At 37.6% G+C, this 25,977-nt stretch carries 26 protein-coding genes and 1 pseudogene; 11 read left to right on the plus strand and 16 right to left on the minus strand.

Annotation, left to right across the window (positions count from 1 at the left end; all coding sequences use genetic code 11):
* Positions 1–27 precede the first annotated feature (27 nt).
* On the plus strand, positions 28–846 hold the full coding sequence (locus tag H0S70_RS07775) for a GLPGLI family protein (protein ID WP_188320399.1): 819 nt from the start codon (positions 28–30) through the stop codon (positions 844–846).
* Between the two features lie 324 nt (positions 847–1,170).
* Here H0S70_RS07775 and hemL read toward each other — a convergent pair whose 3' ends face one another.
* The 4 genes from hemL to H0S70_RS07795 form a co-directional block, all read right to left on the minus strand.
* Positions 1,171–2,454: a glutamate-1-semialdehyde 2,1-aminomutase gene (gene hemL / locus H0S70_RS07780; RefSeq protein WP_188320400.1), complete on the minus strand. Its 1,284-nt coding sequence runs from the start codon at positions 2,452–2,454 to the stop codon at positions 1,171–1,173.
* 27 nt (positions 2,455–2,481) lie between these two features.
* Positions 2,482–3,531, minus strand: a complete 1,050-nt coding sequence (locus H0S70_RS07785; protein ID WP_188320401.1) for a glucosaminidase domain-containing protein — start codon at positions 3,529–3,531, stop codon at positions 2,482–2,484.
* Positions 3,532–3,589: 58 nt separating this feature from the next.
* Entirely contained in the window at positions 3,590–4,501 is a 912-nt protein-coding gene (locus tag H0S70_RS07790; protein ID WP_188320402.1) for a 1-aminocyclopropane-1-carboxylate deaminase/D-cysteine desulfhydrase, read from the minus strand.
* Between the two features lie 161 nt (positions 4,502–4,662).
* Positions 4,663–4,992 carry a hypothetical protein gene (locus tag H0S70_RS07795; RefSeq protein WP_031502914.1) on the minus strand — a complete coding sequence of 110 codons (330 nt, stop codon included), beginning with the start codon at positions 4,990–4,992 and terminating at the stop codon, positions 4,663–4,665.
* A 39-nt stretch (positions 4,993–5,031) separates the two neighbouring features.
* Between H0S70_RS07795 and H0S70_RS07800 the strand changes: the two genes are divergently transcribed.
* Positions 5,032–5,211, plus strand: coding sequence for a DUF5522 domain-containing protein (locus H0S70_RS07800; RefSeq protein ID WP_088263627.1), 180 nt, complete (start codon positions 5,032–5,034; stop codon positions 5,209–5,211).
* Positions 5,212–5,229: 18 nt separating this feature from the next.
* Positions 5,230–5,808, plus strand: coding sequence for a DUF4136 domain-containing protein (locus H0S70_RS07805; protein ID WP_394367287.1), 579 nt, complete (start codon positions 5,230–5,232; stop codon positions 5,806–5,808).
* Between the two features lie 76 nt (positions 5,809–5,884).
* On the opposite strand, the gene pafA is transcribed toward H0S70_RS07805, so the two are convergent.
* Positions 5,885–7,531: an alkaline phosphatase PafA gene (gene pafA, locus H0S70_RS07810; protein ID WP_188320403.1), complete on the minus strand. Its 1,647-nt coding sequence runs from the start codon at positions 7,529–7,531 to the stop codon at positions 5,885–5,887.
* Between the two features lie 169 nt (positions 7,532–7,700).
* Positions 7,701–8,627, minus strand: a complete 927-nt coding sequence (locus tag H0S70_RS07815; RefSeq protein WP_188320404.1) for a malate dehydrogenase — start codon at positions 8,625–8,627, stop codon at positions 7,701–7,703.
* 276 nt (positions 8,628–8,903) lie between these two features.
* Between H0S70_RS07815 and epsC the strand changes: the two genes are divergently transcribed.
* Together epsC and cysK are read left to right on the plus strand one after the other, a co-directional pair.
* Positions 8,904–9,719, plus strand: a complete 816-nt coding sequence (gene epsC, locus H0S70_RS07820; protein ID WP_188320405.1) for a serine O-acetyltransferase EpsC — start codon at positions 8,904–8,906, stop codon at positions 9,717–9,719.
* 33 nt (positions 9,720–9,752) lie between these two features.
* Positions 9,753–10,685 carry a cysteine synthase A gene (gene cysK / locus H0S70_RS07825; RefSeq protein WP_188320406.1) on the plus strand — a complete coding sequence of 311 codons (933 nt, stop codon included), beginning with the start codon at positions 9,753–9,755 and terminating at the stop codon, positions 10,683–10,685.
* Positions 10,686–10,719: 34 nt separating this feature from the next.
* Here cysK and H0S70_RS07830 read toward each other — a convergent pair whose 3' ends face one another.
* Complete coding sequence (locus tag H0S70_RS07830; RefSeq protein WP_188320407.1) at positions 10,720–11,451, minus strand: hypothetical protein; 732 nt, start codon at positions 11,449–11,451, stop codon at positions 10,720–10,722.
* A 33-nt stretch (positions 11,452–11,484) separates the two neighbouring features.
* Entirely contained in the window at positions 11,485–12,501 is a 1,017-nt protein-coding gene (locus H0S70_RS07835) for a nucleoid-associated protein (RefSeq protein WP_188320408.1), read from the minus strand.
* A 96-nt stretch (positions 12,502–12,597) separates the two neighbouring features.
* On the opposite strand from H0S70_RS07835, the gene H0S70_RS07840 reads away from it, so the two are divergent.
* The 6 genes from H0S70_RS07840 (at position 12,598) to H0S70_RS07865 (ending at position 18,961) form a co-directional block, all read left to right on the plus strand.
* A complete protein-coding gene (locus H0S70_RS07840; protein WP_123903467.1) occupies positions 12,598–12,801 on the plus strand; it encodes a hypothetical protein in 204 nt (67 codons plus the stop codon).
* Between the two features lie 189 nt (positions 12,802–12,990).
* On the plus strand, positions 12,991–14,898 hold the full coding sequence (locus H0S70_RS07845; protein ID WP_188320409.1) for an oleate hydratase: 1,908 nt from the start codon (positions 12,991–12,993) through the stop codon (positions 14,896–14,898).
* 65 nt (positions 14,899–14,963) lie between these two features.
* Positions 14,964–15,863 carry a 3-hydroxyacyl-CoA dehydrogenase gene (locus tag H0S70_RS07850; protein WP_123248463.1) on the plus strand — a complete coding sequence of 300 codons (900 nt, stop codon included), beginning with the start codon at positions 14,964–14,966 and terminating at the stop codon, positions 15,861–15,863.
* A 114-nt stretch (positions 15,864–15,977) separates the two neighbouring features.
* Positions 15,978–16,976, plus strand: a complete 999-nt coding sequence (locus H0S70_RS07855; RefSeq protein ID WP_188320410.1) for an alpha/beta hydrolase — start codon at positions 15,978–15,980, stop codon at positions 16,974–16,976.
* 99 nt (positions 16,977–17,075) lie between these two features.
* Entirely contained in the window at positions 17,076–18,257 is a 1,182-nt protein-coding gene (locus tag H0S70_RS07860) for an IS4 family transposase (RefSeq protein WP_188320411.1), read from the plus strand.
* A 143-nt stretch (positions 18,258–18,400) separates the two neighbouring features.
* Positions 18,401–18,961: a Crp/Fnr family transcriptional regulator gene (locus tag H0S70_RS07865; RefSeq protein ID WP_188320412.1), complete on the plus strand. Its 561-nt coding sequence runs from the start codon at positions 18,401–18,403 to the stop codon at positions 18,959–18,961.
* A gap of 24 nt (positions 18,962–18,985) precedes the next feature.
* Here H0S70_RS07865 and H0S70_RS07870 read toward each other — a convergent pair.
* From H0S70_RS07870 to H0S70_RS07905, 8 genes and pseudogenes are all read right to left on the minus strand, one after another.
* Positions 18,986–19,819: pseudogene (locus H0S70_RS07870) on the minus strand (nucleoid-associated protein); the annotation flags it as partial.
* Positions 19,820–20,116: 297 nt separating this feature from the next.
* The gene (locus H0S70_RS07875; protein WP_188320414.1) at positions 20,117–21,412 is read right to left on the minus strand and encodes a cryptochrome/photolyase family protein; all 1,296 of its coding nucleotides are present in this window, start codon (positions 21,410–21,412) and stop codon (positions 20,117–20,119) included.
* A gap of 40 nt (positions 21,413–21,452) precedes the next feature.
* Complete coding sequence (locus H0S70_RS07880; RefSeq protein WP_188320415.1) at positions 21,453–21,947, minus strand: SRPBCC family protein; 495 nt, start codon at positions 21,945–21,947, stop codon at positions 21,453–21,455.
* Complete coding sequence (locus H0S70_RS07885; protein ID WP_228453695.1) at positions 21,928–22,689, minus strand: lycopene cyclase domain-containing protein; 762 nt, start codon at positions 22,687–22,689, stop codon at positions 21,928–21,930. Before H0S70_RS07885 ends, H0S70_RS07880 begins: the two co-directional genes overlap by 20 nt.
* A gap of 35 nt (positions 22,690–22,724) precedes the next feature.
* A complete protein-coding gene (locus H0S70_RS07890; RefSeq protein ID WP_188320416.1) occupies positions 22,725–23,192 on the minus strand; it encodes a sterol desaturase family protein in 468 nt (155 codons plus the stop codon).
* Positions 23,189–23,599 (minus strand): hypothetical protein, encoded by a 411-nt coding sequence (locus H0S70_RS07895; protein ID WP_188320417.1) that lies wholly within the window; start codon positions 23,597–23,599, stop codon positions 23,189–23,191. The genes H0S70_RS07890 and H0S70_RS07895 overlap by 4 nt, the downstream gene beginning before the upstream one ends.
* 42 nt (positions 23,600–23,641) lie before the next feature.
* Positions 23,642–24,487, minus strand: coding sequence for a phytoene/squalene synthase family protein (locus H0S70_RS07900; protein ID WP_123248472.1), 846 nt, complete (start codon positions 24,485–24,487; stop codon positions 23,642–23,644).
* A gap of 14 nt (positions 24,488–24,501) precedes the next feature.
* A complete protein-coding gene (locus H0S70_RS07905; protein WP_188320418.1) occupies positions 24,502–25,965 on the minus strand; it encodes a phytoene desaturase family protein in 1,464 nt (487 codons plus the stop codon).
* Between the last annotated feature and the right edge of the window lie 12 nt (positions 25,966–25,977).

A 25,977-nucleotide genomic window follows, 5' to 3' on the forward strand; every position in this document is an offset into this window, starting at 1 on the left:
TGAATTTTAAGCCAAAAAATTTAAATAATGAAAAAAACATTATTATTGATCGCAATATTTTGCATCACCATTTCATTTGCACAAACCCATCGCTTCTTTTATGATTTGACGATAAGAAAACCTACTGATACTGCGACAATAAATATGGTTTTAGACATAGATAAAGATAAGTCTAAGTTCTACGACGAAGAATTTCTTAAAGTAGATTCCATAAATAAGTCTTCCAATCAAAAAATGCAGACAAATTCTGAATCGAACCAGCTTCTTATCAGAAAAACAAATACCTCAGAAAACCAACAATTTCTTACCCATACTTATGACTATTTTGTTGTCAGATCCAATGATAAAATGAATTGGAAACTAGAAAAAGAAATAAAGAAAATTGAAAATATAACGCTGCAAAAAGCATCCACAAATTTTGGCGGAAGAAAATGGATAGCATGGTTCGATTCAAAAATACCTTTCCAAGAAGGCCCATATAAATTTAATGGATTGTCCGGCTTGGTTTATGAAGTTTACGATTCAGAAAATATTTTTCATTATGCTTTAACAAAGAACAAGAATTTACCCAAAACTTACGATACAACCGACTTCTTAGAAACACACTACGGTAAAAAACCAATTCCTATTTCCTTAAAACAATACCAAAAAGTAAAACTTGATTACTATAACAACATCGTTGAAGTGTTACATGAATTTGCAAAAAAAGGAGGTACTATTGCTTCTGAACATGATTTAAGCTCTCCCGAGGAAATTGAAAAAAAAAGAAAAACTCTACAGCAAAGTATAAAAAAATATTATTTGCCCATAGAAAAAGATAAAGCGATTCCATATCCTAACGATTAATAATAAAAAAGCCAACTGAAAATTTTCGGTTGGCTTTTTGTTGATGTATGTTTCAGTTTCACTTGATTAATTTTCGAAAACTGCTTCTAACAAACAGACTTCCGAAATAAAAAACGGACAGAATTAAGAACACAATTCCTAACATGAAGAAAAACTCCGTAAGTCTTAATAGTACACCTGGCACTGTAGGATCTCCGTCCATTACAAAACCAATTGTCGTCACAATCCATGAAATGCCTAATATGTTTAGTATTTTCTTTTTCATCGCTTCTTAGTTTTATCTACTAACGGCAAAATGATATTTTTTATTATTCCTTTTTTAATTTATGAGTACTCAAACTTGCGAATCACTTCCAGCGTTCGGTCGATTTCTTTTTCTTTAATCGCATCAGAAATAAACCACGTTTCGTAGCCACTTGGTGGAAGGTAAATCCCGTTTTCAAGCAGAAAATGAAAGAAATTATTGAACAACGAATGATTCGCGTTCGCCGCTTCATCAAAATTAGAAACCGAATTGATATGGAAAAAGACGCTCATCATGGAACCTTTTCGGTTGATTCGGTGTTCGATATTTTTAGAATTTAAAATTTTCCCGATTTCAAAATCAAGCGTTTCAGTTGTTTTATTGATATTCTGGTAGAAATTTTCATCTTTTCTGATGAGTTCCAGCGTTGTTAAACCCGCTCTCATCGCCAAAGGATTTCCGCTTAAAGTCCCGGCCTGATATACTGCGCCTTTGGGAGCAAGGTGATCCATAATTTCGTTTCTACCGGCGAAAGCTCCAACCGGAAGTCCGCCTCCGATTACTTTTCCGTAGGTCACCAAATCGGCTTTCACACTGTAAACTTCTTGCGCACCGCCAAAAGCCATTCGAAATCCTGTCATCACCTCATCAAAAATCAGCAATGCACCATTTTCATCGCAGAGTTTTCTCAGATTTTGAAGAAAATTGTTCTCAGGCAACACACAGCCCATGTTTCCGGCAACAGGTTCCACAATGATGGCGGCAATTTCGCCCGCATTGTGACGGAATAGATCTTCCACCTGCTCAATATCATTATATCTCGCCAACAAAGTATCTTTAGCTGTTCCGGCAGTAACTCCCGGCGAATTAGGATTTCCGAAAGTTGCAGCGCCACTTCCTGCTTTAATTAAAAAGGAATCGGAATGCCCGTGATAACAACCTTCGAATTTGATGAATTTATCTCTCCCTGTAAAACCTCTCGCCAATCTGATAGCACTCATACAGGCTTCTGTCCCCGAAGAAACCATTCTGATCTGGTCGACATTCGGAACATTTTCTACAATTAATTTGGCGATTGCGGTTTCCAATTCCGAAGGTGTTCCGTAGGAAAAACCATTTTCAGCTTGCTTTTTGATGGCTTCCAAAACTTCAGGATGGGTGTGTCCCAAAATTGCAGGTCCCCACGAATTAATATAATCGATGTATATATTATCATCCGCATCCGTCATATAAGCGCCTCTTGCAGATTTCATAAAAATAGGAACGCCTCCCACCGATTTGAAAGCTCGAACCGGAGAATTCACTCCACCCGGAATATATTGATACGCTTCATCGAATAAAGCTGAACTTCTTTGGTATAACATTTTCTTGAAATTATTTTTGTAATAAATTTAGCTTCTCGGTTTTTTACTTTGAAGGTAAATAAGTTGCCCGACTCGGGGTTGTTCGCCGTACTCCATTCTGTTTTTCGAATACAATTTCGAAAGTTTTATGCCGAATTTCTGGGAAACATCATGCATCGTCTCTCCTACTTTGGTTTTGTAAGTAGCCAAATTTCCGCTCGAAGCTTTGGATTCCAGGAAAAGAATATCGTTTCTCATCAGTTCTCCACCGTCGAGTTCATTCCATTTCATCAATTTACTTTCAGAAATTCCGAATTTTTTAGAGATTAAAGAAAGCTGAGTATCCATTGGAATAACAACAAATTTTCTACCGCCATTCGGATGGTTTTTCACCAAAATTGAATTTAGCATTTCGGCGCTGGTCTTCAATTGATTGACCTTTTGTTGCTGTTTTGCGTAAGAAGTTTGCTCGTAAGGAACTGTCACCGTTGCAGGTTTTGGCTTCACTTTGCTTTGTTCAAGCTGCGCCATGAAGATTCGGTCGCTTTCTAAATTCGGATACATTTTCAAGATGGTGTACAAAACCTCTTTGGAATTGGTATTATCGAATTCGTAAAGTCTGTTTTTCTCGATTTTATCAATTAAAATATAAGCATAGCGCGGATTTGTGGCGTAACCAGCTTTTTTCAATCCGTGCGCCCAAGCTTTATAATCTTTCATATCGAGCTTGAAAAGATTGACATAATATTGCCGATAAGCTAAAAATTTCGAATGATCTTCGTAAGATTCCCGCGGGTCATCATACACCCGGAAACATTCATTGGGCGCATCATCGGTGTGTTTCATGGTTTTTCCGGTCCAATCTTCTTTGCATTTGATTCCGAAATGATTATTCCCGATTTGTGCCAAACGGCTTTGTCCGCCGCCGGTTTCTAAAAGTCCTTGTGCTAAAGTGATGGAAGCCGGAATTTTGTATTTTTCCATTTCCTCTACAGCGTAGGGTGCGAATTTCTGTATATACTGCTCATCGTTTTTCCAGCTCTGAGCTTGGAATTTTGATAAAATAAGTATTGAAAGGATACAAAATATGCTTTTCATAAATATTTTAAATTTTGGACTAATGCCAATGTTTTTATTTTTTTGATGGGTAAAGCCCTCATTTTCCGAATTGAATCAATGCTCTGTTTTTCTTCCTCAGCATTTCGTTGGCTCCTTCTATTCCTTGCAAACCGCCGGTGTGGAACGCCAAAATCCGGCTCTTTTCCGGGAAATAATCTTCTTCGATAAGCTCGAAAATCTTCCTCATCATTTTTCCGGTATAAATTGGATCGAGTTCGATGCCGAAATTTTGGTAAAATTCATTGATAAAACGAATATTTTCATCAGTTATTTTGCCGTACCCGCCATCTTGTGCATCAATCAAATCAAAATTATTCTTTCCGGAAAGTTCCGCAACAGTTTTTTCCAATGACTGATCAATTACCACTTTAAAACCCAAAACCTTCTGATGTTGCTCCGCAAATCTGGATAATCCTGCGACCGTTCCTCCGGTTCCAACTGCGGTGCAAAGATAATCAAAACTTTTCGTTTCATTATTCAGCAGGTATTGGATGCCCTTCACTGCATTTTTGTTGGTTCCACCTTCCGGAATGATGAGCGCATGCGGAAATTCAATTTGCAAATTTTCGGTAAGCTGATTTTTGTCGCTATATTCTTGTCGGGTAACGAAACGAAATTCCATTCCGTTGTCAGCAGCCGTTTTCAATGTTGGGTTATATTGCCAACGACCGTGCAATTCTTCTCCTCGGATGATGCCCAAAGTAGAAACTCCCGATTCTTTCCCTAATGCGGCTACAGCGGCAATATGATTAGAAAATGCTCCTCCGAAAGTTATAATGAAAGGTTTTTCCGGATTTTTTTCTAAATAATGATTGATGTTGTAGAAGAGTTTCCAGAATTTATTTCCGGAGATTTCAGGGTGGATGAGATCTTCGCGTTTGATGAAAAGCGTTATGTTTTTCTCTAAAGGAATTGGAATGATGGGAATTTGGATTTCCGGGATTTTCATGGAACAAATTTCGGGGAAATATTTTGATTAAAAACCAAACTTTCGATAGGAAATCGAGTTGCGCCCCGGATTGAACGGCCTGTTTGAGCTCTTTTTGTAAGCCTTGGGAAAGCCAGGAACAAAAAAGCGAGTAGTGAAAGCCGGAAATGTGCGCCCAAAAATTATACGATAAACTTCAGAAAACTCCACCATCTTCTGGTTTCGAGGTAATTGAAATCGTTTTCCATCGCATAAGCTTCACGCTCGAATGAGATGGATTTGTAGGCCTGAAAGGAATCTCGGAGCCGGAAAAACCAGTAATAATATTCGATGACATACCATAAATAGAAGAAAATAATGAAAAGCTCCAGTTGCTGACGAAGGTGAATTTTCTCGTGATTGATGAGTACGCGATCGTGACGCGAGGCATTTTTCCGCAGAATAATAAAGGGAAAAATTGTAATCGCTGAAATTTTCGTATTTTTGAGAAGCCTTTGGCAAACCATTATCATGTAACAAAGATAAAATTTTCAGTCATTTTGATTTAACCCATGAGCAAAAATACCATCAAAGAAAACGAAGATTATTATTATAACGAGCAGGGATACAAAGTTTTCACCGAAAATTTCCACCTCAAGCGTGGCTATTGCTGTAAAAGTGGGTGCAAACATTGCCCGTATGGTTATGATAAAAAAACCGACCGTTTCATAAAACCTGTTAAAAAAAATTAAACAAATAAAATATTGGCGATGAAATCAACAATTAGCGAATACTACAACAAAAATTTTAAAGTGATGAGCAAAAAATATTTTTTCCTATTGCTGGCTTCGGCTACTTTGGGATTAACTTCTTGTAGTCCTTTTAATGTAAAATCCGATTACGCGGAAACCGCAAACTTCAATGCTTATAAAACCTATAAACTGAGAATCGACGATTTGAAACTCAATGATATTGATAAAGACCGGGTGTTAAATGAAGTCTCCAGACAGTTACAGACCAAAGGTCTGAGCGTAAGCGACAATCCCGATTTAATTGTGAATGTAAAAGCCAATCACAAGAAGATTCAGGATGTACAAAGCACTCAACCTTACGGAATGTACGGTTGGGGCGGCCCTTTCGGTTGGGGAGTTGGAGTGAACAGAACTTGGACTTCCAATTATACCGAAGGTGCATTGATTATAGATTTGATTGATGCAAAAACACAAAAATTGGTTTGGCAAGGAGTCGGAAGCGGAATTTCGGTGGATTCACCAAAACAGAAACAAAAACAAATCCCGGAAATTGTTTCGAAAATTATGGCAAATTATCCTCCACAAAAAGGAAAATAGTTTTTTTTAATGTTAATAATAAAAAAGAACGCGCTGTATTTCAGTGCGTTCTTTTTCGTTTAGTAGTTATTCAATTTTACTTTCCTAAAGCTTCTACAATCGGATTTCCGATGTTTCCACTTGGGAATTGGATTCTGAGCAAAGCGGATAAAGTCGGTGCAATATCGGTCATGTTATAATCTTTATTGCTTTCTCCGTTTTTGAAACCCCATCCCATGAAAATCAAAGGAATATGGGAATCATATGAGTTCCAAACACTATGGGTGGTTCCGGTTTTGGAATAGGGTGGCAACATTGAATCGTGGGATACCAACTGAATATCACCACTTCTCTGCCAATTGTAACCATTGATTATTCTAGATTTAATGGGTTCCGGAATGGGTGATTGCCCGATCTTTTTCAAATTCACAGCGAAAAGAACAGTTTGATCTTTATTCAACTCATCCACCAAATAATCTGCGACTTCTTCTGCATTGATTTTATTGGCTTTCATGTAATTTTGATCCAAATAAATCTGATAATTAACAATACCAATGATGAGTTTATCATACTGATATTTCAATTTCAATAAATCATTCAAGCTCTTTTCCGCATTTTCACCGAAAAATCCGGTTGCCATTTTATGCTCTTTCATGAAACCTTCTGCATGAGCGCCACCATGATCAGCTGAAAGGAAAACGGTGTATTGTCCCTTCCCTACTTTAGCATCTAACATTTTGAAGAAATCCGCCAAATCCGCATCTAATCTTAAATAAACGTCCTCAACTTCAATGGAATTGGGTCCGAATTTGTGGCCTGCGTAATCTGTTGAAGCAATATTAATTGCCAGAAAGTCTGTCACATTATCTTTTCCTAAATGTTCACCATCCAAAGCAGCTTCTGCAACTTTCAGTGTTAAAGTAGAACCAAAAGGGGTATATCTGATAATATCTTTTTTGGCTTGATAATCCTTCGCCAAATTGCTGTAAGGAAATGTAGGTGTTTTTGCACTTCCGAGCAATCCTTCCCACGGAGAATTATCCGGTGAGCTTTCGGTGTATTGATCGATCGGGAGCAAAGTGTTCCATCCGTTTGCGATTAATTTATCTGGTAAATGCTGCCCATTGAAATTCTTCAACCATTGAGGCAAATCGTTGCTATAATAAGAACTCGTCACAAAATTCCCGGACCAATCATCGAACCAGAAAGCTCCGGTTGGATTATGCCCCGCCGGAAGAATCGACGCTCGATCTTTCAATGAAACGCCCACAACTTTTGCCTGAAAGTTAGTCGCCATTCGCAACTCGTCAGTAATCGTAGTTGACCATAGGTTTTTCGGAGAGTGACTTCCTACTTTTTTGCTGGAAGTTCCTACTGGCGACACCGTTTCGTCGGTGGTGCAATATACATTTTTGCCGGTATTTTTGTCCGTCCAATCGTTCCCTGCAATCCCGTGAATCGCCGGAACCGAGCCGGTATAAATCGAAGTGTGACCTATCGCAGTAACCGTAGGAACATAATTGATATGCACATTATTTAAAGAATATCCTTGGCTTAAAAGTCTTTTAAAACCGTCATTCCCGAATTTGTCGTAGTAGCGGTACAAGTAATCCCAACGCATCTGGTCGATCACCAAACCTACCACCAACTTGGGTCTTTCGAGTTGGGTAGTTTTATTTTTCTGAGCATTCATACTGAAAGCCGACAAGAAAACAAGTGCTAAAATTTGAATTTTTTTGGACATGATTTTTACTTTTATAAAGAGATACAAAGATAATAGGTTTGATTGGCTTTAGAGTTAAGTTCCTGTTAAATCCTTTTATTTTAAGATGGAACTAAAATTTTTAAGTTCATTCATAAAAAAACCTTCCAGATTATTTCCCGGAAGGTTGTTTATTTGAATAGAGAAATTTTTAGAACTTCAAATCTCCGTTTACTTCTCTTACTGCTTTTGCAGCGGTAGTAAATTTCTCTTTTTCTGCATCTGTCAAGGAAATTTCCACGATTTTCTCAACACCATTAGCACCGATAATCGCTGGAACACCTAAGCAGATATCGCTTTGGCCGTACTCTCCCTCGAGCATCAGTGAACAAGGAATCATTTTCTTATGGTCGCAAAGGATCGCCTGAACCATTACAGAAACTGCAGCTCCCGGTGCATACCAAGCTGAAGTACCGAGTAATTTTGTAAGCGTAGCTCCTCCTACTTTGGTTTCTTCTGCAACATAGTTTTGCTGTTCTTCTGACAAAAACTCGGTTACAGGCACACCATTTCTTGTGGCTTTGCTCATTAAAGGAAGCATTCCGGTATCGCTATGTGCGGCAATCACCATACCGTCAACATCTGATATGGGGCTTTCCAATGCTTCTGCCAAACGATATTTGAAACGTGCAGAATCTAAAGCACCACCCATTCCGATGATTTTATTTTTAGGTAATCCTGAAGTTTTGTGAACTAAATAAGCCATGGTATCCATTGGATTGGAAACCACGATGATGATGACATCCGGAGAATGTTTTACCAGATTCGCAGTCACATCCTTCACAATTCCTGCGTTGATGCCGATTAATTCTTCTCTGGTCATTCCAGGTTTTCTTGGAATTCCGGAAGTGATTACGGCAACTTTAGAACCTGCGGTTTTGCTGTAATCTCCGGTAGTTCCGGTAATTTTGGTATCAAACCCGTTTAATGAAGCGGTTTGCATCAAATCCATCGCTTTACCTTCGGCAAAACCTTCTTTGATATCCACTAAAACTACTTCTGAAGCGAAATCTTTCATCGCAATGTATTCAGCACAGCTTGCGCCTACAGCACCTGCACCTACAACGGTTACTTTCATATCTAATTATTTATTGTTTTTAACGGAGATATGGAACCTTTCGGTTTCATATTTATTATTTAATTTATTATTGTTTAAAAATAATCGACAAAAAGGAAAATTTTGCTTAAAAAATCCTTCAATGTCTTAGGACAAATTTAAGAAATATTTAAGTTGTGGGCAATTCTAAATTTCGAATTTATTTATTTTATAAATGATCTTGGTTGATTATTTGTTACCCTAAATGAAGTATTTTCTTTAAATTCTTAATTACCTTTGTTAGAAATTATCCCTTATATGACTTTCACCGAACAACTCCATTTGGGCTATCAGAATAGGAAATTCGACATCGACAAGAGAAAAACCGAGGATTTTATCGATCGCTTGTTTCGTTTTATCTTTTTGTTGGAATATCAGCGATGCTCAGAAATAGAATTGATCGAGCAACGGCTAAGCAGTTTCAAAGCTGAATTCACAGAAATTTTAGCTACAGTGAAGACAGGAAATGAAGAGGCAGAAAGTGATATTTTCTTTGAGAAATTCGCAGAGATTTACCGTTCACTTGAAAATGATGCGCAATATATTTTTGAAAACGATCCCGCTGCACAAAGTGTAGAAGAAGTGATGTTTTCCTATCCAGGATTTTTTGCAATCGCTGTGTACCGACTTTCCCACGAACTTTTTAAAAACAAAATCCCACTGATCCCAAGAATCTGGACCGAATATGCCCACAGCAAAACCGGAATCGACATTCATCCCGGTGCAGAAATCGGTGAAAATTTCTTTATCGACCACGGTACCGGAATCGTCATAGGCGAAACCACCGTCATCGGCAAGAAGGTGAAAATTTATCAAGGCGTAACTCTAGGCGCACTTTCGGTTACGAAAGATTTGCAGGATCAAAAACGCCATCCAACCATCGAAGATCATGTGGTGATTTACGCCAACGCAACCATTCTCGGTGGCGAAACCGTCATCGGTGAAAACTCACTCATCGGTGGAAATGTTTGGATCACAGAAAGTGTGGCACCAAATTCGGTGGTATTTCATAAAGGACAAGTCACGGTGAAAAACAAATTCCCGGCAAATGAGCCGATTAATTTCATCATTTAATTCAAATAAAATTTAAAATAAATAATACATATCATGAAGATTAATAATGTTTTAGAAGCCATTGGAAACACTCCACTCGTTAAGATCAATACTATTTTTGATAACAATGTGGAAGTTTGGATGAAACTTGAACGCCAAAATCCCGGCGGCAGCATCAAAGACAGAATTGCACTCGCAATGATCGAAAAAGCTGAAAGAGAAGGTAAAATCAATAAAAACACCCTAATTGTAGAACCGACTTCTGGAAATACCGGCGTCGGTCTTGCAATGGTTTGCGCGGTGAAAGGCTATCAACTTGTTTTGGTAATGCCCGAAAGCATGAGTGTGGAACGCAGAAAACTAATGTCATCTTTTGGTGCTAAATTTGTGCTGACTCCAAGAGAACTCGGAACTTCCGGAGCAGTGAAAAAAGCTTTGGAAATGGCAGAAACTCTCGATAATGTTTGGATTCCTCAACAGTTCGAAAATTCATCAAACCCTGAAATTCATCAGAAAACTACCGCTCAGGAAATTCTCAACGATTTCCCCGAAGGTTTCGATTATTTGATTACGGGAGTGGGAACCGGCGGTCACATCACAGGTGTTACCGAAGTTTTGAAACACCATTTCCCAAACTTGAAAAGCTTCGCGGTGGAACCAAAAGATTCACCGGTAATTTCCGGAGGTAATCCCGGTCCGCACCCATTACAAGGAATTGGAGCTGGGTTTATCCCAAAAGTTTTGAATACGGAAATTCTCGACGGAACCATTCAGGTGGAAAAAGAAGAAGCATACGAATTCACCAAAAAACTGGCAAAACAGGAAGGAATTCTGGCAGGAATCTCAACTGGAGCTTCTTTGGCGGCGATCAACAAAAAACTTTCCGAAATTCCGGAAGGATCGAAAATTCTTACTTTCAATTACGATACCGGCGAAAGATACTGGTCTGTTGACGGACTTTTCGAGGAAAGCGCTTTCGAATATTAAAACAAAAAAATCCTGTTTCGGCAGGATTTTTTTATTAAAATAGTTTCTGACATTTCGGGCAAATGTAAATCTTCCCGTTAGTTTCCGTAGAAATAGCTATCTGAATTTCCGATTTATCTTTCGGACACAATTTCTTCTCAAAAATCAATGCTTTTGAGTTGACCTCATCATTTTTAAAATGTTCAACAAGTTCATCTGCGAAATTCACAGCGCTTATAATCAGGAAGATTAGTTTTTTTTCCGGGATATTTTTAATCAAACTTTCCGGATGAATTTTTGCCTGATAAAGCGCTTCGGTTCTGATGAGATCGCCCATTCCAACAAAAACACTTTTTTCCATCAAAGCATTTCCGATATTTTCTTCCGCGAAATATTGCTGAAGTTTGCTCAACGCCAATTCTCCATCAAATTTTTTATTTAAAATATCATTAGGAAATTGGAAATAATCATTCGGTTTTCCTTGATGAATTTTAGTTTCGCACGAATAAAAATTGATCTCGGAATGTGGAAAATGCAAAGAAAAATCGGCGGCTGTTTTTTTAGTTTTGTTCACCAACATGCTTCCCGAATTCCCAAAATCAATACTTAGAAAGAAATCATTAAACACGAAAAGCATCAAGTTCCCAAAAGAATCAAGGTCTATAATTTTAATAAAATCAATGGCAGAAAAATCGGTTTCCGCCTTGCTAGAAGCACGCGAAACGGTTTGCCCCTTGAATCGCTGCAATTTATTTTTAAGAAAAACCACGAAAGAACCTTCCTGCATTTTGGGTAAATTTTAAGTTAAAGGATTGCTTTTTTATTGTTCTTCTTCGAAATAAAGTCGGTAATATTTCCCTTTCTCATCTTGTCCGGTTTCGATGAGTTTTCGGTCGCCGTGAACGTAGATATGGAAATTTTTGTCGAGTTTGATCACACTTTTGAAACCTCGGCTTTGCTTCTTCACCGCCGCTTCACTGATGGCAAAATCTTCGGAAATGGAAACCTGCATTTCTTGCTCATAATCGGATTTGAAATTGCTGAAACTCTCGATAACATTAGGATCTTCCAAAACTTCGTTGGTAAATTCCTCGAAATCAAATGTTTCTTTTTCTTTGAAAAAATTGATGGATTTGTTCAGAAAATCGGCCTGGTCGGCTTTGGTTGTTTCAAATTCCTGGGGAAGTTGCTTGGTGATATATTCTTTGTAAACCGTGAGCGTTTCTTGGGTTTGAAAATATTCGTCGTCGCGCTGTTTCACTTTCAAGAAATCCTCGAACCAGTAATACATATCGCCATTTTTGTTGTTATCAACCACCGAAACAGCATAACCTGTTTCTTTGCTGCTGTTGTAGATCAACGCGCCTTTATCCAGCTTTGAAAGCCCGATTCCGTAGTCTTTTTCGATTTCAAAAACTTCGTTCTGAGGGAAAATTTTCAGGAAAGGATTCTTATTTTCGGTTTTGAAAATCCCGATTGAATCGATTTTGTTTCCGTCGGCATTTTCTTCGCCTTCAAAATAAACGATGAAGAGTTCGCCGCTTTGTACCCGCGGATTTTCAGCGATATCATACAAATGTTGCGCAATATTTTCCGCTTCGTAAACGAATTTGTTTTTGTCTTCAAAAATCTCGGAAACTGAGCTGTACACAGGATTATTAACCAAATAAGTGTCGCTGTAAAAACAGAACTGTTCCTCTGATTTGAAGGCTTTCAGGAAGAAATCTTTGAGTAATTCTTTCATGTCTTCCTCCAGTTGCAATTCTTCTTGGGAAAGGATTAAAGATTCCTGATTGATTCTGTTTCCTACTTTATGAACGATAATTTTTGAGAGCATTATTAAGTTTTAAATAAAGTTGCAAAGATATTCTAAAAGGCAGAAGCGAGAAAGTTTCCATGGAAATTTCCACGGAAAACATTTTATTCAAAAAAAATGGCTGATTTTAATGATAAAAACCTTAAAATTGATGATTATAAAACCGGTTTCTGTGCCTATTTTAAATTCGCATTTCAGGTTTTCGATATGTATGATAGATTGTTCCATAATTTTAATTTAAATAAAATCCAATCCGGCGGTTGTCATCTTCATCTACTCATTTTCTGTAGTTCCGGATTGGAAAGGGTTTCTCGTAATTAAAAAGTCTGAAAAATTTAAACCTTAATCTGACCAAACATATTTCTAATTTTAACATATAATCTCCAATTTATAACATCTAACTTCTAACTTCGCACTTCTCATTTCTAATCACTTTTTGACAAATGTCAAAAGATAAAAAAACCTGCGGTCGTACCTTTGAGTCATCATTAATCCACAAAAAAATTAAGTATGAACACAACCGAAAATCACAGAAAAGTAAATCATCAACCCGATGCAAGCCAAACGCGCCTGCAGAATGTTCCTACCAACACAATGCCTTTTCCGGATCAGATTGGGAATTACCAACGAAATATCGGACTTCCCGACGGCAAATTTAAGGACAGCAAAGTTTACATTGTCGGCAGCGGAATCGCCGGACTTTCTTCTGCCTATTATTTCATTCGGGATGGCCAAATTCCTGCCGGAAATATTACTTTTTTAGAGCAGTTGAACATTGAAGGAGGTTCTTTGGACGGCTCGGGAAATGCGGAAACCGGATACATCATTCGCGGCGGCCGTGAAATGGATTTTACCTACGAAAATTTCTGGGATATGTTTCAGGACATTCCCGCTTTGGAACTTCCCAAGCCTTATTCCGTGCTCGATGAATACCGGATTGTAAACGACAATGACCGCAACCACTCCAAAGCAAGGCTCATTCACAATAAAGGCGAAGTAAAGGATTTCAGCAAATTCGGGCTTAGCAAAAAAGACCAGTTGGCGGTGATGAAACTTCTGCTCGCGAAAAAGGAAGAACTGGATGATTTAACCATAGAAGACTGGTTTTCCGAAACATTTTTAGAAAGTAATTTCTGGTGGTTTTGGCGCACCATGTTTGCTTTCGAAAACTGGCAAAGTTTACTGGAACTGAAACTCTATTTTCACCGTTTCCTGCACGCCATTGACGGTTTGAATGATCTTTCGTCGCTGGTTTTCCCAAAATACAACCAGTATGACACATTCGTAGTGCCTTTACGGAAACATTTACAGGAACTCGGCGTAAAAATTCAGTTTGGAACCGTCGTAAAAGACCTGGATATCGAAATCACGAGCGATAAAAAAATCGTCAGAAATATCATCACGGAACAGAACGGTTCTGAAGTGAACATTGCAGTACGCGAAAATGATTTTGTAATCGTCACAACCGGCTCTATGACGGAAGACACACGCTACGGCGATAATGTTACGGCACCCTTGGTAGATTTTACCAAAGAAAATTCCGGAAAATCAAAAGGATGGACAGTTTGGAACAATCTGGCAAAAAAATCTAAAGTGTTTGGCAAACCTGAAAAATTCAATTCCGATGTTTCCAAATCGGCATGGATGTCGGCAACGCTTACCTGTAAACCGTCTGCTTTTGTAGAAAAACTGAAAGAGTATTCGGTGAACGATCCCTATTCCGGCAAAACCGTTACAGGAGGTATTATTTCGATTACCGACAGCAACTGGGTGATGAGTTTTACCTGCAACAGACAGCCTCATTTCCCGAATCAGCCGGATGATGTTTTGGTCATCTGGGTGTATGCTTTGCTGATGGACGAAAAAGGAAATTACGTTCAGAAAACAATGCCGGAATGTACTGGAAACGAGATTTTGGCAGAGTTGGCCTATCATTTAGGAATTGAAAATCAACTGGATAATATCATAGAAAATACGATCGTGAAAACCTCTTACATGCCGTATATCACTTCCATGTTTTTACCGCGTGCAAAAGGTGACCGTCCACAGGTTGTTCCCGATGGCTGTGTAAATCTCGGACTGGTCGGACAGTTTGTGGAAACCAATAACGATGTAGTTTTTACAATGGAAAGTTCAGTAAGAACGGCAAGAATTGCGGTTTATGAACTTCTTGACAGTAACAAACAGGTCCCTGATATCAATCCGTTGCAATACGACATCCGTCATTTGTTAAAAGCCGCCAATACTTTGAACGACGGCAAAGGTTTTCCGGGCAGCGGAATTCTGAATAAAGTTTTGAAGGATACCTATTTCGAGCATATTCTGCCGGAAATTTCGCACGACGAAGCCGATGGTTTTTTCGCGCAGCAGTGGGACAAACTAAAAAGTCTCTTTGAGCATAAGCAAGAAGGGGAGTAATTATTTAACCTGAAAAGCCTTATAGGTTTTGAATACCTCTAAGGTTTTCTAAAATTTAAAAAAAAATGACAACAATAAAAAAAATTACCGTAGCCGGAAGCGGCGTTTTGGGTTCGCAAATTGCTTTCCAATCCGCACTGCACGGCTATGACGTGACCATTTACGACATCAATGGGGAAGCCATTGAAAAATCCAAAAAACTGATTGACACTTTTCTGCCCCGATACAAATCGGACCTGCAGATTTCATCCGAAAAACTGGAAGAAGCCTATCAAAAACTGCAGTTTTCAATCAACCTTCACGATGCGGTTTCCGATGCGGATCTGCTGATTGAAGCCATTCCGGAAAGTATCGGCATTAAAAAGGAATTTTACAGAAATTTATCCAAAATCGCCCCCGAAAAAACCATTTTTGCCACCAATACTTCCACGCTTTTGCCAAGTTTATTGATGGATGAAACCGGAAGGCCGGAAAAATTTCTCGCTTTGCATTTCGCCAACGAAATCTGGAAACACAATACGGCGGAAATTATGGGCACTGAAAAGACCGATCCCGAAGTATTTGCAACACTCGTGGAATTCGCCAAATCAATCGGAATGATTGCGCTGCCACTGAAAAAAGAACAGCCTGGCTACATTCTCAATACGCTTTTGGTGCCGCTGTTGAGTTCAGGAATCACTTTATATGCGAAAGGCGTTGCGGACATTGAAACCATCGACAAAACCTGGATGCTCGGAACCGGTTCGCCAATAGGACCGTTCGGTATTTTGGATGTGGTTGGTTTGGGAACGGTATACCACATTTTTAAAACCGAAGCGGAACGCTCAGGAAATGAGGAAAAAATGAAATTTGTCAACGTGCTGAAAAATCAGTTTATCGATGCCGGAAAACTTGGCGTTTCCAGCGGCGAAGGTTTTTATAAATATCCCAACCCGACTTTTCAGGGTAAAGACTTTTTGAAATAGAAGTTTTCATTATTATAGAAAGAGCGTCCGGAAATTTCCGGGCGTTTTTTTTGATAAATGTTAAAGCCAAATTTAGAAAGAAGCCCGAACTTTGCGTTAACAAACAACAGGACAATGAAAAAGACCTTTTTACTGCTGCTGATTTTCCTTTCGGGGTTTTTCTTTTCGCAGGAATATACGCCGGATATTTTGGGGAACGGTTTTGAGCAGAAAACATTGAATTTCCCCAACGATTACGAAGGAAAGGTCACCGCAACAGTCATCCGCAAAAAAGCGGAAAGACCGACCCATAAAGCAGTGTTGTATATTCACGGGTTTAACGACTATTTTTTTCAGACAGAAATGGCCGAAAAATTCAATGAAAAAGGGTTTGACTTTTATGCTTTGGATTTAAGAAAATATGGGCGTTCATATTTGCCGCATCAAACTTTTAATAATGTCAGAAATCTGGACGAATACAATGCCGAAATCGATGAAGCTTTAAAAATCATTGCTGCTGAAAATCATAACAAAATTCTTTTGGCAGGGCACTCAACCGGCGGCTTGATTACGACACGGTATATGAAATATCACCCTGAAAATCCGAACATTGCCGGACTTTGGGTGAACAGTCCGTTTTATGATTTCAATATGGGGTTTCTGGCAAAAAAAATTGGGATTCCCATCATAAGTGGTTTGGGAAAACATTATCCTGACACGAAAATTGGCGGTGGATTTTCCACTTTTTACGGTGAAAGCCTGCATAAAAATTTCAAGGGCGAATGGAATTATGATTTAAAACTGAAACCCAATGCAAACGGGAAAGTGAATTTTGGCTTTGTCCGCGCTATTCACCGCGCACAGAAAGACATCCGCAGCGCAGAACTCAAGGTTCCGGTATTGGTGATGCATTCTGAAAAATCGGGCTATCCAAAAGTCTGGAATGAGGAAGTGACTTCCACCGATATCATCCTGAATGTGAACGATATTCATAAAAATGCTGAAAATTTTAAGGGAAATGTGACGATAATTCCCGTTAAAGGGGGTATTCACGATTTAGTGCTTTCCAAAAAACCGGTGCGAGAAAAAGTGTATGACGAACTTTTCAGTTGGCTACAAAAGATTAATTTTTAAAAGTTTATTTTTAATCAATAGCGTCCTAAATAAAAAAAATAAGAAGGAATTAGAGTAACTCAAAGTACCTTTGAGGTTGCACAACAAAAAAACCTTCTTATGGACTCAAAATTAACATTATTTTCTCAGATTATTTCAAAAATAGACCGAGTAATTTTCAAAAAAATAGTCAAAGAAAAAAAGACCGATTACCGAAATAAAGGATTCGATAGTTGGACCCATTTAGTTTCTATGCTTTTCTGTCATTTTGCGAAAAGCACCTCGGTACGGGATATTTCCAATGGACTTCGTAGCGCAACGGGCAACCTCAATCATTTAGGAATAAAAACTGCACCTTCCAAATCTTCCATCAGTTACCAAAATGGGAAAAGAGATGCAGACTTGTTCAAAGATTTGTATTTCATATTATTAGAACATTTAGGACAGCACACCAAACAAAAACGAGTAAAGCTGAAAATAAAAGTTCCCGTTTATCTATTAGATTCCACTCTTATTTCCCTGTGTCTTTCTTTATTTGATTGGGCAACGTATCGCACTAAGAAAGGAGCTGTAAAGATGCATACCTTGCTTGAATACGATGGGAAACTTCCGGTTTATGTGAATATTACCAAAGGAAGCGTTGCGGATAATAAAGGGGCTGAAAACATTCCCTTAGAGAAAGGTGCGGTGATTGTAGCCGACCGTTTTTACAACGATTTTCCGATGCTTTCTATTTGGGACAGCAAAGGTGTTTTTTTTGTAATCAGGCATAAGGAAAACCTAAAATTTGAAACTTTACAGGAACGAGAACTTCCACCAAAAGGAGCGCAAAACATTTTGAAAGACGAAGACATAATCCTTTCAAACCCTATTTCAAAAGAAAAATACCCTAAAAAATTAAGAAGAGTGGCGGTTTTGGACGAAGAAAACAAGCAAACTATCGAAATTATCACCAATAATTTCACTTGGGCAGCTTCCACCATTGCAGAACTGTACAAACAAAGGTGGCAGATTGAGATTTTTTTCAGAGACATCAAGCAATTGCTTCATATCAAAACATTTATCGGAACATCTGAAAATGCAGTTAAAATACAAATTTGGACGGCTCTAATTACCATTCTTATCCTAAAATACATAAAATCAATCGCAAAATATCCTTGGCAATTATCAAATCTAGTAGCATTTATCCGACTGAATATTTTTGTGAAAATTAATCTCCAGTATTGGCTCGACAAACCTTTTGACCAACCACCTGAATCTCAAAAAACATATTATCAAGGGGTTCTTTTTGAAAATCTATAGAAAATTCCGCTTAAAGCCTATCTATATGTGCATAAAATATATCTGTTTTTTTATTTAGGACAGTATTGATTTTTAATGTTTAGTTAGTGAATAATGCCTCATTTGTGGGGCATTATTTTTATTTTTGTACAAATTGAATCCTGATGACTTTTCCCGAAATGCTTGCCACCTACATCACCATCGACGATGATATCCGCAGTTTTCTGAACACCCAGACCGAAAAAATTTCTGTGAAAAAGGGTACCGTTATCAGCGATCAAAACACTTTAAACCGCAAGGTGTATTTTGTAGAAAAAGGGCTTCTGCGCTCGTTTTATTTTGAAAAAGGAAAAGACATCACCACCAATTTTTACCCCGAAAACAGCATTATCGCCAATAAAGACACCATTTTTGAGAAAATTCCGGCGCGGCATTCCATTGAAGCGATAGAAGACAGTGAAGTTGTCTTTTTCCGCTACTCTAAAATGGAAGAACTCTGCGAAACTTCGCTCACCATAGCCAATTTCAGCCGCCGTGTTTTGGGGCTTCTGATGTCGAATATGGAAAGGCGCATCAATTCCTTGCAGTATATGACGGCAAAGGAAAAATATATTCAGCTTTTAGAAGATAATTCTGATATACTTTTGCGTGCGCCGCTTGGGATGATAGCTACTTATCTTGGTATTTCTCAGGAAACTTTGAGTAGGATTAGAAGTGAGATGTGAAGTTCATTATAACCAATTTTAAAAAACCTGCATTTCTTGCTCATAATCGGATTTGAAATTGCTGAAACTCTCGATAACATTAGGATCTTCCAAAACTTCGTTGGTAAATTCCTCGAAATCGAATTTTTCTTTTTCCTTGAAAAAGTTGATGGATTTGTTGAGGAAATCGGCTTGGTCGGCTTTGGTTGTTTCAAATTCCTGAGGAAGTTGCTTGGTGATATATTCTTTGTAAACCGTGAGCGTTTCTTGGGTTTGAAAATATTCGTCGTCGCGCTGTTTCACTTTCAAGAAATCCTCGAACCAGTAATACATATCGCCATTTTTGTTGTTATCAACCACCGAAACGGCATAACCCGTTTCTTTGCTGCTGTTGTAGATCAACGCGCCTTTATCCAGCTTAGAAAGCCCGATTCCGTAATCTTTTTCGATTTCGAAAGCTTCGTTCTGAGGAAAAATTTTCAGGAAAGGATTTTTGTTTTCAGTTTTGAAAATCCCGATTGAATCGATCTTGTTTCCGTCGGCATTTTCTTCGCCTACAAAATAAACGATGAAGAGTTCGCCGCTTTGTACGCGGGGATTCTCGGTGATATCATATAAATGTTGCGCAATATTTTCCGCTTCGTAAACGAATTTGTTTTTGTCTTCAAAAATCTCGGAAATCGAACTGTAAACCGGATTATTGACCAAATAAGTGTCGCTGTAAAAACAGAACTGTTCCTCTGATTTGAAGGCTTTCAGGAAGAAATCTTCAAGCAATTCTTTCATGTCTTCCTCCAGTTGCAATTCTTCTTGGGAAAGGATTAAAGATTCCTGATTGATTCTGTTTCCGACTTTATGAACGATAATTTTTGAGAGCATTTTTAAGTTTTAAATGAATTTGCAAAGATATTCTAAAAGGCAGAAGCGAGAAAGTTTCCATGGAAAATTCCACAGAAAACATTTTATTCAAAAAAAATGGCTGATTTTAATTATAAAACTTTGAAAGATGAAAGATGGCAATTGCTGCTGCCACGGGCATTTTAATACATGAGTATTTTACTCCATTATAGTCAGTAATTTGTACATCATCTGCACTGTTTGATTGACCTTGCGATTGATGTTCATCAGCGCTTTATGCTTATTTAAATATTAAAAAAAAATGAAATCACCATAAATTTAATCACTGTTTAAGGCATCTTTATAATTCTCGATGGCTTTTTTTCTTTCCTCATCGTGGTTAACCATTTCCTTTGGATATTCTGATGTTCCAAATTCGGGAATCCATTTTTTTATGTAGGTGAAATTTTTATCAAATTTTTCCTGTTGCAGATATGGATTAAAAACTCTAAAATAAGGTGAACCATCTGCACCCGAACCTGCTACCCATTGCCAGTTTCCAATATTTTGCGCTTGATCATAATCCAACAATTTATTGGCAAAATACGCTTCCCCGATCTTCCAATCAATATGCAAATCTTTGATTAAAAAACTTGCTGCGAGCATGCGAACTCGGTTGTGCATGAAACCAGTTTCATTAAGCTCCCTCATCCCTGCATCCACCAATGGAAAACCTGTTTTTCCTTCGCACCATTTTTTAAATTTATCTTCGTCGAACTCCCATTTCACCTGATCATATTTAGGCTTGAAAGATTTGGTGACGGTATGTGGAAAATGATAGAGCAACATCATAAAAAATTCTCTCCAAATCAATTCCCGAAGGAATTTATCACTATTTTTCCTTGCGTAATTCACTAATTTCCGAATTCCTACTGTTCCAAACCTTAAATGCACGGACACTTTTGAAGTTGCATCTGCTGCGGGGAAATTTCTTTTTGCGCCATATTGTTTCAGTAAATCCTCACTTAAACTGGGCTTTTGAAAAATTTCTCCTGCATTTTCAAAACCAATATCTCTTAGCGTCAAATGATTGGGTGTAAATTGAAAAAAATGATCTAATAAATCTTCTGATTTGTAATCTTCTAAATTTTCAGGTAATTGAGATTCCCATCGCTTAGCATACGGGCTGTACACTTGAAACGGCGGCCCATCTTTCTTTAAAACTTCCTGTGGTGCGAAAATTACCTGATCTTTAAAAGTTTTAAATTCAATGCTTTTTGATTGTAGAAATACACGAATTTCTTCATCTCTTCTCCGTGCATAAGGTTCGTAATCTTCGTTGGTGAAAACGGATTGAACGTCATACTTTTTAATAATTTTTTCGAAAACTTCCTTTGGGTTGCCATAGTACAGATCAATTCCAGAAGCCACCTTTGCTAATTTTTTGTTTAACCTTTCAATTGCCTCGTAAATAAATTGAACCCGCTTGTCTTTCTTATCGGAAAGTTGAGTTAGAATTTGCTGATCGAAGATGAAGATGGGAACTACTTTTAAATCTTGGGATAATGCCTGATACAGCCCATGATTATCATCTAATCGCAAATCTCTTCTGAACCAGAATATATTGATTTTCATTATTAAAACTAAATTTTAAACATGGTAGTATACCGTGCGCTTACGAACTGTGAGCAGGAAATAAATCTCCCAAAATTTTGAATCTACTTTCAAAGATTTTTCTCACTTTGTTTTTCACAAAAAATCCCGCTACCAAATCGCCAACAAATCCCATCGCTAATTTGAAATTAACAATGTCCGTCATAAGAACTTTGCCATCTTTTAGTTCTTCAAAATGGTGTTCATGGTGCCACATTGCATAAGGCCCGAAGCGTTGTTCGTCGACAAAAAACTCACCTTCTTTCAGGTGCGTAATTTCCGTTACCCAATTATTTTTAAACAAAGGAAAAACTCCTATTTTATAGGTAATGATTTGTCCCTGATAGGTATAATTTGGTGGATTATTGGTGATGGAAAACGCCATATCAACTGGGGTAATTTTGTCTAAATTTTGCGGCAAAGAGAAAAATGCCCATGCTTTTTCCAGGGGCATTGGCAAAACCTGTCTAGAAGTCAAGGTATAAATGCCAGATTGTTTAGTTATTTTTATGTCCATTATTGATTCTAATCGGTTGATCTAAATTCATTTTTTTCTTTAAAAATTCAAAAAGCAATACGCTGCTATAAAGCATCGAAAAACAATAGAAAGAATCTTCCAGTGGCATGGTTCCCACACGAATTCCAAGATTTTCCGCATTGTCATAATAAACTACGGGATTTGCCGAATAACTTCCCGTCAAAGCACCATTTACAAAATAAAATGGCAGATAAATCAGGATAAAACTTAGATAAAAACGTCGGGCATATTTCCACTGATAGATGATTTGGGCCAACATGAGCAAGGCAAATAAACCGAAACTGCACAAGGTGTACAATCGATCATAATTACTCAGCACAACGCCCAATGAAATTATTAGTAGCGCGATGCTGATGATCTGAGTAGCTGTTTTACTTAACTGTAACTTTGGAAAGAAATATTCCAGTGAGTAATGGATAAAATTACTGGAATAAGGAATGAGAAGAAAGAACATCCATTCCTCGATAGGCAATTTCAATATTCTAAATCCTAATAAGTATTGATCGTTGAAACCCCAAATATCGGAATATGCAAAGAAGACATCCCAAATAATAAAGAATAACCCAACGCTGATAATTGCTAGAAAATATGGTTTCCAAAATCGCGCAAAATGCATCCACTTCTTTTCAAAACTAAAAAAAAACGGCACTGAAAATGTCGCGATATTTAAAAGGATATAGTAATATTTCTCCATAATAATGGTTAGTTCATCGTTAATCATTTATGTAAAAAGTCCAACAAAACATCATGAATCAACTATTTGCGCATTTTTCTGGCTTCAATAAAATATTTTTTGGGTACGTAAAGCATTCCGAAACATTCGCCATCTTCTTTTCCTAAATGTTTGTGGTGAATTTTATGTCCTTTTCTCAACCCTCGGAAGTACCAGTGGTCCACTTTATCAAACCATTTGAATCTTCGGTGTATCAGTACATCATGGACCAAAAAATAGCAAATTCCGTAGAGTAAAACTCCCGCTGCTAAAAACGCTAACCAAGTAATTCCGCCCACAGTACCGAGATAAAACAAGATCATACAAGGAATAGCAAAAACTACAAAGAAAAAATCATTCTTCTCGAAAACGTGTGGATAGCCAGGTTGGTGATGATCTTCATGAAAATACCAGCCGAGAAGTCCATGCATGATGTATTTGTGTGTCAGCCAGGTGATGCCTTCCATTGCTACAAAAGTAACCGCTGTTATTGCCAAATAGAGTAGAATCATTTTTTTAAATATTTTTTAATGAAAATTTTCAAATCTTCGTCCGTTGTATTTTCATAATTTTTCAAAATAAATGAGCGATCTTCATTAATATTATCGGTATAATTCAGAAAAGCTGGTGCCTGTTCTTGGGTCATCAGTCTGAACAATCTCAATTCCAAATTTTTCGAATCGCTGCTAATTGCATGATTCAGGCTTTTTTTTCCTTCTTTAAAATAAGATAATTTTTTAAAAGGATTGGCAGCATGTTTTGCCATGAAAAATTGTCCGACACTGTAAAAACCTTGGTAAATAGGCAATTTATTTTGTTTAAAAAGCGCCTCAGACTTTTCCATCAATTGTATTGCTGCAGCTGAAGATTTTTCACCTTTAATTAAATAATTTCTCAGCTCTTTTGAGATTCTGAGCAAAAATAATATTGCACATAAGCGTAAAAATTATGATCAAAAATTTCATCGAATAAAGTATAAATTATTAGTTAGAAGCATCTCTCCCATCAGATAAATTTTCCTTGCGTTAGAAACACGGATTCTACTTTTCATCAAAGTTTCTGCACGCTGTTTTCTGATTTTCTTGAAAAGACTGATGTAATACTTGTACGCCATAAAAACGGCGCTTCTGCTTGATAAAGGAAGCATCTTGATTCCGATGAGCGCCTTTTCAAAATCGCTCTTAATATTTAATTCTATTTCTGCTTTTTCTCTTTCTGAAAAATCCAGAAAATTCACATTTGGGAAATAGGTGCGATTCAAATCGTTGTAATCAGCGGAAATATCCCGAAGAAAATTGATCTTTTGAAAAGCTGCACCAAGACTTTGTGCATAAGGTTTCATTTTTTCGTAGTCCTCTTGCGTTTTCACAAAGACTTTTAAACACATTAATCCCACCACTTCTGCACTTCCATAAATGTAGAGATTATACAATTCATCATTTAAATCTTTAATCTCGCCTAAATCCATTTTCATGGAATATAGAAATGCATCGACCAAATCCTGCGGAATATTATTTTCTTTTTGAGTTCTGCAAAATGACTGAATCACAGGATTAAGTGAAATTCCGTCTTCCAAAGTTTCTCTGTAATTTCTTTCGAATTCATTAAGCAATTTCTGCTTATCATAATCATGGAAGGTATCGACTATTTCATCAGCAAACCGTACGAAGCCATAAATATTATAAATATGCTGACGAATCTCCCGACTGAATAACGAAGAGGCCCAGTAAAAAGAAGTGCTGTACTGTTTGGTTACCAACTGAGAAGTACAATCTGAAATTTTATTGAATTTTTGAAAATTATTCATAATGATTTTCTTTATTAATTAAATTTTCCTTTGCTTAAAATATATTCACTTACCACCTTTCCGGAAATTAATGCGGGTGGTACCCCAGGACCAGGAACGGTTAACTGACCTGTATAAAAGAAATTATCTAATTTTTTATTTCTTATGGAGGGTCGTAGTACAGAAGTTTGCATTAACGTATTTGCTAAACCATAAGCGTTTCCCCGACAAGAATTATAGCGATTTTTGAAATCTTGGGTTCCAAAACTTTTTTTGAATAAAATCTTCGGCCTCAGATCTTCACCTGTTGAATCCTTAATCCTATCTAAGATTAAATTAAAATAATGCTCATGAATCTCTTCCGAATCTTCTAAATCCACCGCAATCGGAATAAGGAAAAATCCAATTTCTTTACCTTCCGGACAAAGGGAGCTGTCCGTTTTGCTGGAAAAATTAGCGTAGAACAATGGCGATTTCGGGAAGGTCATTGTGTCATAAATTTCCTCAGCGTGCTGCTCAAAATCGGTGTCAAAAAACAGATTATGATGTTCCAAAGTTTCAACTTTCCTGTCAAAAGCAACATAATAAAGCAACGAGCTGGGAGCAAAAGTTTTCTTTTTCCAAGATTCTTCACTGTAGTTTCTGTTATTTTTCAGTAAATTTTCAGTGTGGGCATAATCCGCTCCCGATACAAAAACATCGGCAGCGAAGGTTTCTTTTTCCGTGGAAACACTCACTACCTTACCTTTTTCTGTCTGTATAGACTGCACTGCAGCATTGGTCTTGAAATCCACACCTAATTCCTTGGCCAGCTTCACCATTCCTAAAGCAACGGCATTAAAACCGCCTTTCGGATACCAAGTTCCCAAACCAAAGTCTGCATAATTCATAAAATTATAAAAGGCTGGTGTATCTTTTGGTTTCGCACCCAAAAACAGGACAGGAAATTCTAAAATGCTTCTAAGTTTTGGATTCTTGATATTTTTTCGGATTTGCTGACTGATATTTTTCACGAAGAGACCCAGTCGTGTTGCTGTTTCCCACGACACCAATTCCGTTACTGAAAGCCCCGGCTGATAAACCAAATCCTTCATAGCGATATCATAATTCTCTTGGGATTCACTCATAAATTTTTTCAAATGTTTTCCCGAACCTTTTTCAATACTTTCAAAAGTTTGGATAATTTTTTCTGGAGTATCCGCTATATCAATAAAATCATTTTTACCAAAAACCACTCGGTAGGCGGGAGAAAGTTTTTCAAGCGTATAATAATCTGATACGCTTTTACCAAAATCTGCGAAAAAACGTTCGAAAACATCAGGCATCCAATACCAACTCGGTCCCATATCGAACTTGAATTCATCAATCTCCATCATGGAAGCCCTTCCTCCAAGCTGTTCATTTTTTTCTAAAACAGTTACATTAAATCCCGATTTTGCGAGGTAGCACGCCGCAGACAAAGATGAAAAACCGGACCCAATAATTATAGCTTTTTTCATGAGTAAAAATAA

Source organism: Chryseobacterium manosquense, assembly GCF_014623485.1.
Lineage (GTDB): Bacteria > Bacteroidota > Bacteroidia > Flavobacteriales > Weeksellaceae > Kaistella > Kaistella haifensis.

Coding starts and splice junctions, on each gene's coding strand:
- H0S70_RS07775 (WP_188320399.1), top strand. CDS start 28: ATGAAAAAAACATTATTATTGATCGCAATATTTTGCATCACCATTTCA.
- hemL (WP_188320400.1), bottom strand. CDS start 2,454: ATGTTATACCAAAGAAGTTCAGCTTTATTCGATGAAGCGTATCAATAT.
- H0S70_RS07785 (WP_188320401.1), bottom strand. CDS start 3,531: ATGAAAAGCATATTTTGTATCCTTTCAATACTTATTTTATCAAAATTC.
- H0S70_RS07790 (WP_188320402.1), bottom strand. CDS start 4,501: ATGAAAATCCCGGAAATCCAAATTCCCATCATTCCAATTCCTTTAGAG.
- H0S70_RS07795 (WP_031502914.1), bottom strand. CDS start 4,992: ATGATAATGGTTTGCCAAAGGCTTCTCAAAAATACGAAAATTTCAGCG.
- H0S70_RS07800 (WP_088263627.1), top strand. CDS start 5,032: ATGAGCAAAAATACCATCAAAGAAAACGAAGATTATTATTATAACGAG.
- H0S70_RS07805 (WP_394367287.1), top strand. CDS start 5,230: ATGAAATCAACAATTAGCGAATACTACAACAAAAATTTTAAAGTGATG.
- pafA (WP_188320403.1), bottom strand. CDS start 7,531: ATGTCCAAAAAAATTCAAATTTTAGCACTTGTTTTCTTGTCGGCTTTC.
- H0S70_RS07815 (WP_188320404.1), bottom strand. CDS start 8,627: ATGAAAGTAACCGTTGTAGGTGCAGGTGCTGTAGGCGCAAGCTGTGCT.
- epsC (WP_188320405.1), top strand. CDS start 8,904: ATGACTTTCACCGAACAACTCCATTTGGGCTATCAGAATAGGAAATTC.
- cysK (WP_188320406.1), top strand. CDS start 9,753: ATGAAGATTAATAATGTTTTAGAAGCCATTGGAAACACTCCACTCGTT.
- H0S70_RS07830 (WP_188320407.1), bottom strand. CDS start 11,451: ATGCAGGAAGGTTCTTTCGTGGTTTTTCTTAAAAATAAATTGCAGCGA.
- H0S70_RS07835 (WP_188320408.1), bottom strand. CDS start 12,501: ATGCTCTCAAAAATTATCGTTCATAAAGTAGGAAACAGAATCAATCAG.
- H0S70_RS07840 (WP_123903467.1), top strand. CDS start 12,598: ATGGCTGATTTTAATGATAAAAACCTTAAAATTGATGATTATAAAACC.
- H0S70_RS07845 (WP_188320409.1), top strand. CDS start 12,991: ATGAACACAACCGAAAATCACAGAAAAGTAAATCATCAACCCGATGCA.
- H0S70_RS07850 (WP_123248463.1), top strand. CDS start 14,964: ATGACAACAATAAAAAAAATTACCGTAGCCGGAAGCGGCGTTTTGGGT.
- H0S70_RS07855 (WP_188320410.1), top strand. CDS start 15,978: ATGAAAAAGACCTTTTTACTGCTGCTGATTTTCCTTTCGGGGTTTTTC.
- H0S70_RS07860 (WP_188320411.1), top strand. CDS start 17,076: ATGGACTCAAAATTAACATTATTTTCTCAGATTATTTCAAAAATAGAC.
- H0S70_RS07865 (WP_188320412.1), top strand. CDS start 18,401: ATGACTTTTCCCGAAATGCTTGCCACCTACATCACCATCGACGATGAT.
- H0S70_RS07875 (WP_188320414.1), bottom strand. CDS start 21,412: ATGAAAATCAATATATTCTGGTTCAGAAGAGATTTGCGATTAGATGAT.
- H0S70_RS07880 (WP_188320415.1), bottom strand. CDS start 21,947: ATGGACATAAAAATAACTAAACAATCTGGCATTTATACCTTGACTTCT.
- H0S70_RS07885 (WP_228453695.1), bottom strand. CDS start 22,689: ATGATTAACGATGAACTAACCATTATTATGGAGAAATATTACTATATC.
- H0S70_RS07890 (WP_188320416.1), bottom strand. CDS start 23,192: ATGATTCTACTCTATTTGGCAATAACAGCGGTTACTTTTGTAGCAATG.
- H0S70_RS07900 (WP_123248472.1), bottom strand. CDS start 24,487: ATGAATAATTTTCAAAAATTCAATAAAATTTCAGATTGTACTTCTCAG.
- H0S70_RS07905 (WP_188320418.1), bottom strand. CDS start 25,965: ATGAAAAAAGCTATAATTATTGGGTCCGGTTTTTCATCTTTGTCTGCG.